General features: G+C 41.0%; 12 protein-coding genes. 6 read left to right on the forward strand and 6 right to left on the reverse strand.

Annotation, left to right across the window (positions count from 1 at the left end; genetic code table 11):
- On the forward strand, positions 1-1,260 hold the full coding sequence (locus FPV17_RS02220) for a M20 family metallo-hydrolase (RefSeq protein WP_144557728.1): 1,260 nt from the start codon (positions 1-3) through the stop codon (positions 1,258-1,260).
- Entirely contained in the window at positions 1,260-2,573 is a 1,314-nt protein-coding gene (locus tag FPV17_RS02225) for an amidohydrolase family protein (protein ID WP_246117106.1), read from the forward strand. The genes FPV17_RS02220 and FPV17_RS02225 overlap by 1 nt, the downstream gene beginning before the upstream one ends.
- Positions 2,574-2,585: 12 nt before the next feature.
- On the opposite strand, the gene FPV17_RS02230 is transcribed toward FPV17_RS02225, so the two are convergent.
- The 4 genes from FPV17_RS02230 to ileS all read right to left on the reverse strand — a co-directional run bounded on the left by FPV17_RS02230 (position 2,586) and on the right by ileS (position 8,971).
- Positions 2,586-3,143 (reverse strand): DUF2179 domain-containing protein, encoded by a 558-nt coding sequence (locus FPV17_RS02230; protein ID WP_144557732.1) that lies wholly within the window; start codon positions 3,141-3,143, stop codon positions 2,586-2,588.
- 246 nt (positions 3,144-3,389) lie between these two features.
- Complete coding sequence (locus FPV17_RS02235; protein WP_144557734.1) at positions 3,390-4,469, reverse strand: AI-2E family transporter; 1,080 nt, start codon at positions 4,467-4,469, stop codon at positions 3,390-3,392.
- Between the two features lie 280 nt (positions 4,470-4,749).
- Entirely contained in the window at positions 4,750-5,598 is an 849-nt protein-coding gene (locus FPV17_RS02240; protein WP_035392936.1) for an aldo/keto reductase, read from the reverse strand.
- Between the two features lie 301 nt (positions 5,599-5,899).
- A complete protein-coding gene (ileS, locus tag FPV17_RS02245) occupies positions 5,900-8,971 on the reverse strand; it encodes an isoleucine--tRNA ligase (protein WP_144557736.1) in 3,072 nt (1,023 codons plus the stop codon).
- Positions 8,972-9,604: 633 nt separating this feature from the next.
- On the opposite strand from ileS, the gene FPV17_RS02250 reads away from it, so the two are divergent.
- From FPV17_RS02250 to FPV17_RS02260, 3 genes are read left to right on the forward strand one after another with little or no spacing between them, the layout of a single operon-like run.
- Positions 9,605-10,081 carry a DUF2975 domain-containing protein gene (locus FPV17_RS02250; RefSeq protein ID WP_038476414.1) on the forward strand — a complete coding sequence of 159 codons (477 nt, stop codon included), beginning with the start codon at positions 9,605-9,607 and terminating at the stop codon, positions 10,079-10,081.
- 10 nt (positions 10,082-10,091) lie between these two features.
- Positions 10,092-10,307, forward strand: a complete 216-nt coding sequence (locus tag FPV17_RS02255) for a helix-turn-helix domain-containing protein (RefSeq protein ID WP_035392935.1) — start codon at positions 10,092-10,094, stop codon at positions 10,305-10,307.
- Positions 10,304-10,822, forward strand: coding sequence for a hypothetical protein (locus FPV17_RS02260; protein WP_144557740.1), 519 nt, complete (start codon positions 10,304-10,306; stop codon positions 10,820-10,822). The genes FPV17_RS02255 and FPV17_RS02260 overlap by 4 nt, the downstream gene beginning before the upstream one ends.
- 13 nt (positions 10,823-10,835) lie before the next feature.
- Here the strand turns inward: FPV17_RS02260 and FPV17_RS02265 are convergent, their stop codons facing one another.
- Positions 10,836-11,384: a nucleotidyltransferase family protein gene (locus tag FPV17_RS02265; protein ID WP_035392932.1), complete on the reverse strand. Its 549-nt coding sequence runs from the start codon at positions 11,382-11,384 to the stop codon at positions 10,836-10,838.
- A 70-nt stretch (positions 11,385-11,454) separates the two neighbouring features.
- The gene (locus tag FPV17_RS02270) at positions 11,455-12,432 is read right to left on the reverse strand and encodes an acrylyl-CoA reductase family protein (RefSeq protein WP_144557742.1); all 978 of its coding nucleotides are present in this window, start codon (positions 12,430-12,432) and stop codon (positions 11,455-11,457) included.
- A 116-nt stretch (positions 12,433-12,548) separates the two neighbouring features.
- Here FPV17_RS02270 and FPV17_RS02275 point away from each other — a divergent pair, with 116 nt between their 5' ends.
- Positions 12,549-13,283: a class I SAM-dependent methyltransferase gene (locus FPV17_RS02275; protein ID WP_035392928.1), complete on the forward strand. Its 735-nt coding sequence runs from the start codon at positions 12,549-12,551 to the stop codon at positions 13,281-13,283.
- Positions 13,284-13,374: the final 91 nt, after the last annotated feature.

A 13,374-nucleotide genomic window follows, 5' to 3' on the forward strand; every position in this document is an offset into this window, starting at 1 on the left:
ATGAATGTAAAAACAGTAACCATTAATGGGAAAAGGTTAAGCGACTCCATTCATGAATTAAGTCAATTTGGACAGAATGATGGAGGTGGATTAGATCGTACAACGTTTACCGATTCAGAGCTGAAGGCACGAGACTGGTTAAAAGAACAATTGAGCAAACTTAATGTGCACGTGCATACTGATGAAGCAGCAAATATATGGGGAAAACGTGTCGGCCAAAAGAAGAGAAGCATTGTGTGTGGCTCTCATATTGATACGGTTCCGAATGGAGGGAAATTCGACGGGGCTCTCGGCGTATTAATTGGGTTAGAAATATTGCGCACATTAGAAGAAAACGAAATTGAAACCGAACACGATGTTGAGTTAGTATCTTTTAGTGCCGAGGAGCCGAACCCGTTTGGTCTCTCGACTTTTGGGAGTCGTGCAATGGCTGGAAAACTAACGGCAGAACAGATAAAAGGGGTTAGAAATGCAGATGGTATGAGGCTTATCGATGCGTTAGAAAGGGCTGGTGGCAACGCTGCACAATTTGATCACTGTGTGCGAAGAGAAAACGATCTGCTAGCTTATCTTGAAGTTCATATTGAACAAGGTAAGCGTTTAATAGACGCTCAAGTACCTCTTGGAATAGTAACGGGGATTACAGGAATTTATCGTGAAGAGCTAACGATAAAAGGGGTTCCGAATCATGCCGGCACAACCGTAATGACAGATCGTACCGATGCCCTTGTAGCTGCAGCAGAATTGATTCTAGCAGTAAAGAATGTCTGCACGGATTTCCCAAAAGCCGAACTTGTTGGAACAGTTGGACAAATACACGTTTTGCCGAACGCTACCAACATTATTCCTGGAGAAGTGGTACTAGCAGTAGAGATTCGAGGAGAGAAAACCGAGGATTTGCAAAAAGTTCAACAGGAGCTTCAAGAGAAAAAAGCTTATGTAGAAACAACTTATGGTGTTCAGATCGAGACAAAAGTAAGGCTGAATCAAGCTCCTGTAGCAATGAGTGAAAACGTCATGACTGTCATGGAACGACAAGCAGAAATTGGAGGGTTTCCTACGATGCGCTTGGGCAGCATGGCGGGTCATGATGCAGCTCATATGGCATCTCTTACGTCTGCTGGAATGATCTTTGTTCCTAGTGTAGATGGAAAAAGTCACTGCCCTGAAGAAGAAAGTAAGATGGAGGATATTGAAAAAGCTGCAAATGTTTGTTTGCGTACGCTTTTGGAGATTGATCGAGAAGGAGGAAGTATGTGATGATACTGTATCATGCAGATTCAGTCTATACGAACGGCGCGTTTCAAAAAAACTACGCAGTGCTCGTAAAGGGTGATGTCATTCACGATATTGGTCCTTTTGACAAATTAATTGAAACCTATCGCGAGGTCTCAAAGATCGAATGGGCAGGAAAAGCGATTGTTCCAGGGACTGTGAATGCCCACAATCATTCGTTTCAAAGCTTGTTAAGGGGGATAGCTGTAGACCGGCCATTTTTAGAATGGCGTGATCAAGCGCTTTACAAGTATACGCCTCTTTTAGACGAAGAAGCGATTTATACAGGTGCGCTATTCGCATTTGGAGAAATGGTAAAGTACGGTGTAACAACAGTAAGTGATTTCTTTTATGTACATAACAATGGAGTGAAAACAGATGAAGCTGTGATTCAAGCGGCTATAGACGTTGGTATTCGCTTAGTATTTGCTAGAACCATGTATGATTGGGATGGGGCACCATCAAGTTATCAAGAGTCTGTAACAGATGCTACGAAGCGTACGAGGGAACTAGCGATTAAGTATCAGAATCATCCTATGGTTGATGTTCATCCAGCTCCTCACAGTCCCCATGCTGCTTCTCCAGAAATGATTCAAGCAGGTCATAAACTAGCCAAAGAATTGCAAACCCCTTTTCATATACATGTTTCGGAGGAAATGTTTGAAGTGGAGGAAACGTTAGAGAAATATAATAAACGACCGGTTCATTATTTAGATTCATTAGGAGTCGTGGATGAAAGCATGCTAGCTATCCATTTGGTTTGGCTCGATCAATCAGAAATTGATTTGCTTGGAAGCAAAAAGACTGGCCTTGCTTATTGTCCATCAAGCAATATGTTTCTTTCAGATGGCATTACTCGCATACCTGAACTTGTACGTTCTGGCGTACGCGCTAGTCTTGGGAGCGATGGAGCATGTAGTAATAATCGAATTAGCGTATTTGAAGAGATGCGTATGTGCTCACTGTTACAAAAGGTAAAAACTCTTGATGGCACATGCATGACAGCAGATCAAGTTTTTCAGATGGGAACGAAAAATGGTGCTGACTTATTGCAAGTAGATACAGGCGAGCTTGTGATTGGCAAAAAAGCGGATTTCCTTGCAGTAGACACAAGCGACCTTTCTCTTTTGCCAAAGCATGAGCTCTTCGCAAATCTTGTTTACGCAATGCAGCCAACAGCCATCACAGATGTCGTTGTAGCAGGTAAATCAGTGGTACAAAACAGAACAGTGCAAACCGTTTCTGAACAGATGATTGTTAAAAAGGTTGATCATCTATTTGAAAAGTGGGGAACCTAACACTCAAAATCATTATTCTTCTGTAAGTGGACGACTTTCCCGACGAAACCATGTTCTTTTTGCTGCTTTCTTTTTAATGTAACCACCTTGAAAATTCCGCGTTTCGAATGAGACGACAAAGGCGTCTGGATCACACTCATTCACGATCGTCATAAACTCCTGTTCTCGATCACGCCGAGCGGTGCAATCCAGTCTTACACGTATCGACTCAATCCCTTCAACCGTTGTAAGCGCAACACTAAAATCGGCATCACGAAGGCGTTCTATTAATGGTTTATGATGGAAAGACGTGTTAACCTGAAGGGATACATAGCCAATTGCCAGTTTCTCCTCAACAATGGAGCCAAGGTACATCCCTAATCCAAAACCAAGTGAATATGCGACCATGTTTAAGTGATTTGATAAATCGCTAAAAACAATGGATAAAGAAATGACGTGTACGCCGCCTTCTAGCGTCGCAAATAAAGCAGAACGTTCTTTTTCTCCTTTGACCATCATAAGCGTTCGCAATACAACAAGAGGCACATAAAGCAATTGTGCGCCTAAAATTAAAATAGGTTGCCAAAGCATTTGTTTCACCTCTTTTAATCAAACAATTTCACTTTTAAAGTAGTGTGCAACGATACGCTGAAAGTATACATAATAAAGGGGGAAATAGGTTATATCGACAAGATACGGGTGATTATTTCCAGGGGAATAACTGAAATAGGGAGAAAGATGTCGATAGAAAGAGGGTAGTAAAATAGAAAAAAGACGAACCTCAATGGTCATGAGATTGTTCGTCTTTTTACTATCTTCTTTATTTGTTAGCGTTCCTTATGTTACGTCTTTGAAAAGTTCTTTTTGAACGTTTTGGCGCATTTCATAAATATTCGTTACAATCACTTTTGCGACGGCATAGGTCGGGATCGCAATAATCATTCCGAGAAAACCAGCTATATTTCCTGCTGCAAGGACGAGGGTAATGACTGTAATGGGATGTACGCTGAGCTTTTTACCCATAATGTTTGGTGTAATAAGGTTGCTCTCCGCTTGCTGAACAACCAACGTAATAACAGAAACCCAGATCGCCAAGATAGGGTCTTGAATGAGCGCAATAATGAATGCTGGGAAAAATGCTAGCCATGGGCCTAAGAAAGGAATCATATTTAATAGAAAAGCTAGTAAAGCAAGAAGTAAGGCGTAATCTAAACCAACGAAGGAGTAGGCTGTAAAAAGCAGAATAGCTAAGATTAATGCAGCCAATACTTGTCCCTGTACGTAGCTTTTTAAAGCGAAATCGATTTCGTGCAGCAGCTTCGCCATCCATTGCTTTGTTTCGCCTTTGAAATACTGAACAATGGCAGGTGCAAAACGGTGATAGTCCTTCATCATAAAGAAGAAAAAGAACGGCACAAGTATTAAAGCAAGAATAGTTGTAATGGCACCACTCAAAAATGAAATAATATAGCCTGAACTCACGACAATAATGTTCTCAAGTGAATCAAGGAGAGACCCAATGGTTTGTTCTAAATCAAACGCAGTTGTCTCGCTATTTGTTATATAAGGCATAACAAATTCTTCGAGTTGTTGGAAGATCATAGGAACATTGCGGATTAATTTATTCGCTTCGTCAATTAATGGGTCTAAAATAAACATTGCGCCAATCATAACCAATGTGGCGACAAGGATCAAAATGCTCAATGCTGAAGCCCATTGAGGAATTTTTTTCATTAAAAATCGGTGAAGCGGTTCTGTAATATAGAATAAAAGCCCTGCAAGTAATACTGGTATTAGAATCGATGTGATCACAATGAAAATTGGTTCAAACAGCCACTGGATCTCTACAACATTCTTGATGATTAGAATAAGTAAAAGAATACCAACACCTAATTGAAACCACATTTTATTTAGCATAAAAACGTACACTCCTGGCATCGTAGTATGGATCTCTATCATTATAGCCTAAGTATACACTGTAACGTTGCGTCACTTGCAATGATTATTTAAAAGAAAGAGAGAGGAGGGTGCTGAGAAGCATGCTATCAGAAGGTTTTGTTCTTAGGAATAGAAGGAAGAAAAGCGCGTTAGATGGAGGCCTCTTGAGGCAATGCTCACGAAAGTCATCCATCAGTAGCGCTTTTATCTGTTCTTGAAATGATTCCTTTTCTAATGATACAAGGAGCATGAGCATCTTTTAAAACTCCTCGTACTCGTTCGGGTTTTGTTTATCAATTCGTCCGTTCTCACGGGTAAGACGATTAATGGCATCCATCGTACGATTGTCCAACTCAAAATCAAAAATCGATAAATTATCCTGCTGTCTAGAAACATTTGAAGAACGTACAAGCGGAAGGTTCTCTAATTGAATTTGCCAGCGCAAAATAATTTGTGCTTTTGATTTCCCATATGATTTGGCAATGTCGTCAAACAGCTGATCATGAAAAACACTGTCTGAACGAAGGCGGCCGAGTGGACTCCAGCTCTGTGTAACGATTCCTAATTTCTTATCATAGGCACGCTGTTCTTCTTGAGAGAAGTATGGGTGCAATTCAATCTGGTTTATGCTAGGTGTAACACCTGTTTCGTTAATAATTTGGTCGAGATGTTCGGGAAGAAAGTTGCTTACGCCAATGGAGCGAACAAGACCCCAGCGTTTAGCATCTATTAATGCCTGCCACGCTTCAACAAATAGGCCCTGCTTTGGATTCGGCCAATGAATAAGATATAAGTCAAAATAGTCGAGTCCTGTTCGAAGCAGTGATTCTTGAATGGTTTCAACAGCTTTGTTATACGCATGATGCCTTCCTGGTAGCTTTGAGGTTATACGTAATTCCTCTCTTGGCGTGGAACTGCGTCGAACAGCTTCACCGACAGCGCCTTCATTCTCGTAATTAAATGCTGAGTCAATTAAGCGATAGCCAATCTCAATAGCACTCTGAATTGAATGAACACAAGCATGACCTTTCAACTGTGCAGTACCGTAGCCAATAGTAGGTACTTGTAAGCCGTCGTTTAGCGTGCGAATTGGAATTGAATCTACCATTCTATCACTCCTATTTTGTATTAGTATTAGTCTAGCATTTGAAAGGTCGAGCGTCTAATAAGAAGATTCAGATTTCGCAGAATGAATTTGTAGTGAGAGATAGGTTATTTCTGATGCCACGGTAGCTTTTGCTATCAAGGATTGAGGTGGAAACCATTCATACAGTTTCGCTGCTTACAATTGAAACCGAGTTTGCTCGAATTATGACAACTGATGAGTTGTTCAAACGGTTAGGGAGTGAAAAGGTGTAATAGAAAAAAGAGAGGTGTGCCACTTATGGCAACCTCTCTTTTGCAGCTTATCAATCTTGAATGCCAAGAGAAACCGTTTCGCCCTCAACATCAAAGGACTTCATATCGTCTTCTTGACCGAATGAAAGCTTCTCAATCAGAACATGTTTTTTCATGAAGGTTTCAAAGCGTTGTAAAATGTCTTCCACATTTTCTGATGCATGAATCGTTAAATGGACACGCTTTTCAACTGGAAGGTCAAGCTCTTTACGATAAACTTGAACCGCACGAATGACTTCGCGAACAAATCCTTCTTCCTTAAGCTCTGTTGTAACATTTGTGTCAAGAACGACTAAGTAGTCATCACCTTCAGCGAATTCAAAGCCTGGTAATGGATTTTTTTCCACAAGAACATCGTCTTTCTCAATTTCTACGACTTGATCATTCTCTAGGGTTAACACCATTTTGCCAGCGTCAAGGAATTGTTGAGTTTGTGTATCACCAAATTGAGCAATCATTTTCTGTACGAGACCAACTGATTTACCTAACTTTGGTCCAGCAACTGGGAAGTTTAATTTTACTTGCTGGGACACGTATTGGTCTTGATTCGCATCAAGTAAAATGGTCTTTACATTTGTTTCTTCTGCAATGATGCCTTTATATGCTTCCAAATTTGCTGACTGCTTCACCGGTACAATAGCTAACTGAGCTAGCGGTTGCTTCGTTTTTAAGCTTGTTTGATTACGAATCGAGCGAGTCAATTCAACTACTTGGCGAACCGCATCCATTTCTTCTTCAAGTGAAGTGTTTACCTGAGTGGAGTCGGCTACTGGATAATCGGTTAAATGGACACTTTCACCAGCTAAGTCACTGTAAACCTCGTCTGACAAAAATGGCGCAAATGGAGCCATCAATTGCGTTGTTTTCGTGATTACTTCATACAGCGTGTGGTAAGCTGCACGTTTGTCTTCATCCATACCACTCGCCCAGAAACGCGCACGAGAACGACGGATGTACCAGTTACTAATTTCGTCTAAAAATGATGCGATGGTTCTTGCGCCTTTCGTGACATCGTATGCGTCTAAGCTTTTTGTCACTTCTGCAATAACAGTATTTAGGCGTGAGAGAATCCATTCATCAAGCTTCGTGTGCTTGCCAGTCTCGACTGTTTTTGGATCGAAGCGATCAATGTCCGCGTACATTTTATAGAAAGAATGTACATTCGCTAGCGTATCTAACACTTTTGACTTCGTCTGACTAACGGTCTTCTTAGAGAAGCGCTTGTTATTCCAAGGTGCGCTATCAGCAAGTAACGCCCAGCGTAAGCTGTCTGCTCCGAATTCTTCAATTAGCTCAACTGGATTTAAGGCATTTCCTTTACTCTTAGACATTTTCTGTCCGTTTTCATCTAAAATATGTCCGAGAGAAAGTACGCGCTTATAAGGAGCTTTCCCCGTAAATAAAGTTGACACCGCAAGTAAGCTGTAGAACCAACCACGTGTTTGGTCGACTCCTTCAATGACAACGTCAGCAGGAAATTGCTTGTTCATCAATGCTTCATTTTCAAATGGATAGTGGTATTGAGCAAACGGCATAGAGCCACTATCAAACCATACATCAATGACTTCACTTGTGCGATGCATCGTTCCGCCACATTCACACGTAAACGTAATGCCATCAACATATGGCTTATGAAGCTCAATATCTTCGCCTAACTCTTGGTCTGCACGCTCACGTAGTTCGGCAATAGAAGCAGGCGCTTCCTGTTTGTCGCATGAGTCACACTCCCACACATTTAATGGTGTACCCCAGAATCGGTTACGCCCAATGTTCCAATCAACCACATTCTCAAGAAATTTACCAAATCGACCTTCGCGCATATGACTTGGGTGCCAATCCACTTCTTGGTTATTAGCAATTAACTGATCTTTCATTTTCGTTGTTTCAATAAACCAACCTTCCATTGCGTAATAGAGAAGGGGGCTATCACATCGCCAGCAATGTGGATAGCTATGCTCATAACGTTCTTTTGAGAATAAACGTCCGTTATGGGCCAACATCTTAACAATATCTACATCGCAATCTTTTACGAAGCGACCAGCAAGTGGACCGATTTCTTCTGTATAACGGCCTTTTGAATCTACGACATTTACGAAATCAAGGCCATTTTCCCGGATAGCTTGATAGTCATCGTCACCGTGGGCAGGTGCCATATGGACAAGACCAGTACCGCTTGAATCGGTAACGAAAGAGGCACCAATTACTTCATGACCTCTATTTAAAGAAAGGTAATTAAACGGAGGATCGTATTTCGTACCAACAAGTTCTGATCCTTTTAATGTACCTACAACGTTCGGCGATTCACCAAGTAGTTTTTCAGCTAATGCTTCTGCAACAACGTAGACTTCGTCGTCTTTTTCCACTTTTACATAGGTCATATCTGGATTGACTGCAATCGCTACGTTGGAAGGCAACGTCCATGGAGTCGTTGTCCAGCCAAGAAGGTATTCATTCTTCGTTCCTTCAATTAAAAACTTCGCTGTAGCTGATAAATCGGTAACATCCTTATATCCTTGAGCAACTTCGTGTGAGCTTAAAGAAGTTTCACAGTTTGGACAGTAGGGCACAACACGGTGACCTTTGTAAAGCATGTCGTTCCGATGAATGGTTGAAAGAATGTTCCATACTGACTCAATGTAAGGGTTCTGTAAGGTGACGTATGGGTCGTCCATATCAACCCAATAGCCAAGTGCTTCTGTAAATTGGCGCCATTCTCGTTCATACGTAAAGACACTTTCTTTACATTTTTCAATGAATGCTTCAACGCCGTACGCTTTAATTTCGTCTTTGCCTTTTAAATCAAGTTGTTTCTGTACTTCTAATTCTACAGGCAAACCATGGGTGTCCCAACCAGCTTTACGAAGAACTTGATACCCAGACATTGTTTTATAACGGGCAACAAAGTCTTTCATCGTACGTCCTAACGCATGACCTGCGTGAGGCATTCCGTTTGCAGTCGGAGGGCCTTCGTAAAAGACATACGTTTCTTTTCCTTCACGCTTTTCAATTGACTGTTTAAATGTGTTGTCCTTTTCCCAACGCTCGCGTACCCGTTGTTCACGAACATGTGCCGTTTCGCTCATTTGCGTCATCACCTTCTTTATAAAATTAAAAAAACCTCCATCCAGGTCGCAGGATCGAGGTGTTATTCACTCAATAGTAGACATAAAAAAAACCATACAGAAGTAGTGGTTTACATGTTTGTCATCATCACTACGTACCAACATACGCGCCCTTCATATCGGTAGGGAGCCGGCAAAGCTTAAAAGGTCGGTTCGGCTTTGCTTCTCGGAGAAGATTTTCAGAAAGGTCTTAACGTTGACTTTCAGCATCCATGTCAACTCTCTGTGGATAAGAATTCAATCTTACTCGGTCTCGTCATCGAATCAATTATTTGAATTATTCCTAGTATAAAGAGCGGAACGAGGAATGTCAAATAGACTTCGTTCCAGTAAAAAAGGGGGATGTGGTCTCTAGTGTATCCATTGTCAGAAAAAATAATCTTAAAAAGCTGAAGAGACGCTTTTTACCTAATGAGGGAATAGAAAACACGATAAAATGAGAGTAGAGGGTGACCACTAGACAATTTTCTTCTCACTTTCCTTCTCAGCATTGGACTGAGTCAGATTCGAAGAAAAATCGATAGACTACCATGATTTTTATTGATAAACGATAAAAAAATGGTATACAATGATAAAAAAGTACCGAGGTGTTCTATGCAACGTGGGAGAGTTTTATTTTTAAAGGGCATTACAATTAGCCTTGGTGTTCTAGTACTAATCAGTTGTATTTGGGTGTTACCGCCCTTATCACACTATATTGCTATTGATAATCCGAGTTTTGCCTATCTTCGAATTCCGGTTTTAGCAGGTGTCTATATGACAGTTGTACCGTTTTTATTTGCGCTCCAGCAGGCGTTTCAATTATTGAGCTTAATAGAAAATGATTATGTGTTTACAGATTGGGCCATTAAAACGCTGGGAAATATTAAGTTTTGTGCAGTCGCGATTATTATCTTGTACGGTGTTGGGTTAATTAGTTTATTTTTACTGAATGCGATACATATAGGATTTGTCATGATTGTCTTGACGATTATGCTCATTACTGTGGTCATTATCTTTTTTGCGTCTGTATTACAAGAGCTACTACGCTCAGCGGTACGCCTAAAATCAGAAAACGACTTGACGATTTGAGGTGTAAAAGATGGCAATAATTATTCGGCTAGATGTCATGTTAGCAAAGCGAAAAATGAGTATGACCGAACTATCTGAGCGTGTTGGTGTCACAATGGCGAATCTATCAATTTTGAAAAACGGAAAAGCAAAGGCAGTACGGTTTTCGACACTTGAGGCGATATGTGAAGTGCTAGATTGTCAGCCTGGAGACATACTGGAATATGAAAGGGAGGAAAGCATGTGACCATAATCATCCTGATTGGAGGGATTTTTCTTCTCATATTCCTTCTAGTCTTAAAACCGTTTCTTCGGATGTTGGAAGGCCATGTTCTTGTAGAACGATTAAAAACAAAAAACGGGTTTCAATCTCCTTTAAAGGCGGGCATATTGACATTTGGACTAAATGTCGTCTTGTTTTCAGTTACACTAGTGTGTTTATATGTACCAGCGTTAATAGGGTTTGATATGAGCCCTTTGTTTGCAATGGTATTCGGTACGATTATAAGTGTCCTTGCTTGGGGAGTGCTGAATCGTGGATACAAAGGGAATCGCCCGATTATGATGGGGTTTATCGGGAGTAGCTTTTATCTACTGGCTTTCCTTACAGCCCTTATCATATGGTTCCTTCCTAGTAGCCGAACAGGGGAAGAATTGTTTCACTGGGAAATTGGCCTTATCTTGATTGGGGTTATCAGTTTCATAGCGTGGGTTATGAATTTTTATGTCATTAGTTATCGAGGTAAAGAAGAGGGCGGTTAAACCGTCCTCTTCTTTACCATTGTATGGTTAAGTTAGGCCAGATTTCTTGCCAGTTCTTTTTCTTAATACGTTGATGGTAGCGATCTAAATCGTGGACATAGGCAGGTGTTGGACGAACAAGAAGTTCAACCGCATCGTTGACACCGAACGGGGCGATGAGTTCTAGTCTGTTTTGATCAAGACGAACACCTAATGCTGTTGCCGTTTCAGGAAACCTTGATAACGCCTCTGTAGTAGAGCCATAAGGTGGAAATTGATTGACGATGTGCATACGTGCTTGGTTTTTTACAGACCAAGGTTGACCAGGGAAAAGACGATGCAACTCGTATTCATATTCTTTTTCCTTTTCTTTTTTTAAACAAGCAGAATCGTAGTAGACGACATCAATATCTGGAAGTTCTGTCCGCTGGAATCCATGCAGAGTATCCCAAATCTTCCCGCGTACAAATCCTGCACAAACACACCAATCCTTTAGTTGAAGTGCTTCAGCTGCCGCTAGTACCGCCATCATCCAATCATCTTCTTGTATGAGTGCGAGAACATCTTCTTCTGTGTGAATCATCGTCCAACTCCTTTTAGAAAATGGAGCGAAGAAACGGCTAAATGGGCTATCTAGTCGTTTCTTCGCCAAGTTAAAGTTTTACAATCGTACGGCCTTTAACATTCCCTTTTACAACATTCGTTAATACATCATTTAATTGGGTTAATGTAATTTCATTTACGGTCTCTTCTAGAAAGGATGGTTTTAAGTCTGTCGCTAATCGATACCAAGCATGTGCTCGTTCTTTCATTGGACAGGTTACAGAATCAATTCCTAGCCAATTGATACCTCGTCCAATAAAGGGTAAAACCGTCGTTACAACTTCAACGCCACCAGTTAACCCACTGGATGCAATCGAGCCGCCTCGTTTCAATGTAGTCAGTAGATAAGAAGTTGTTTTCCCTCCTACTGCATCAATAGCGCCTGCCCATTCACCTTGACGAATGGATACCCTCTCGCTTTCTTCCAGTTCTTCTCGGGTAACCATTTCAGAAGCGCCTAGCTGCTTTAACCAATCGTGAGCTTCCACTTTATTTGTTCCTGCGACAACGTGATAACCAAGCTTTGCTAACATTTCTACCGAGAGACTACCAACACCTCCAGTCGCACCTGGAACAACAACTTTTCCTCCATCAGGGTGTAAGCCATTTTGTTCTAATTTTGTAATAGAAAGAGCTGCTGTTAAACCAGCGGTTCCTAAAATCATAGATTCTTTTAATGTTAATCCTTCTGGGAGTGGAATAACCCACTCGGCTGGAATTCGCGCATACTCCGCATAGCCTCCGTGATGAGCGGTTCCAATTTTATAACTTGTAGCGATGACTTTTTGACCTTCTGAAAATCGATTGTCTTTCGAACGTACAACTGTTCCTGCTAAATCAATGCCAGGGATGAGTGGAGAAGTTTCAGCAAGGTTGCCTTGTTTTACAACCATCGCATCTTTATAATTTACACTTGAATAAGCAACTTTAATAAGCACGTCACCTTCTATTAACTCTTCCAGATCCCATTGTTCTATCTGTCCTTCAAGTAGCGCTTCTTTTCGGAGGACGAATGCGTCAAATGTCATAAAAATCCCCTTTCTTCTTGACTGTATTCTCATGGTAGAAGTTTAGGGAGGAGGAAGTCAATCATCTTGCTCGCACTAGGTTTACACGATACGATAGAAAGAAATGGAGGCGGAACATGAAGCAAAATAAATACGATGAGCCTAATTTCTATGAAGCATACAAACGAATGCCTCGTTCTGTTGAAGGACTTAAAGGGGCAGGGGAATGGCACGTATTAAAAACACTCGTGCCAAACCTCGCTAATACGAACGTATTGGATTTAGGTTGTGGATTTGGCTGGCACTCTCGTTATTTTCATGATCTAGGTGCGAACCAAGTTATAGGAATTGATCTGTCGGAGAAAATGATTCAAACTGCACGTGAGATGACGAATCAAGAGGGCATTGATTTTAGACAGGGAGCTATTGAAGACATTGAATTTAAAGCTGGTTCATTTGACGTTATCTTTAGTTCTCTTGCACTCCATTATGTAAAAAGCTATCAAGAAGTGGTACGCAACGTAAAACAATTACTAGCGCCAAAAGGGGTCTTTCTTTTCTCTGTTGAGCATCCCATTTTTACTGCACGAGCGGAACAAGATTGGATATATGATTCAAAAGGAAACATCGATCACTGGCCGATTGACGATTATCAAGCAGAATCCATTCGCCAAACGTCCTTCTTAACAGATCATGTTGTAAAATACCACCGTACGCTTACGACTTACTTGAATACATTACTTGAAGCTGGGTTTTTAATTGAAAGAATAGAAGAGCCGAAACCAGATCCAGCTATACTGGCACAGAACCCTGAGTATAAACAAGAATTACGAAGGCCGATGTTTCTCATTATAAAGGCGAAAGTGCGCTGAAAAATAATTGTTTGTAATGTTGAAGGGGCAATTATTCGTTTTAAGTTTTACCCATAGAAAAACACTGTAAACATGGGAATAAATCATGCTT

Origin of the sequence: Shouchella miscanthi (genome assembly GCF_007725405.1) — a bacterium.
GTDB classification, from domain to species: Bacteria; Bacillota; Bacilli; order Bacillales; family Bacillaceae_D; genus Shouchella; species Shouchella hunanensis.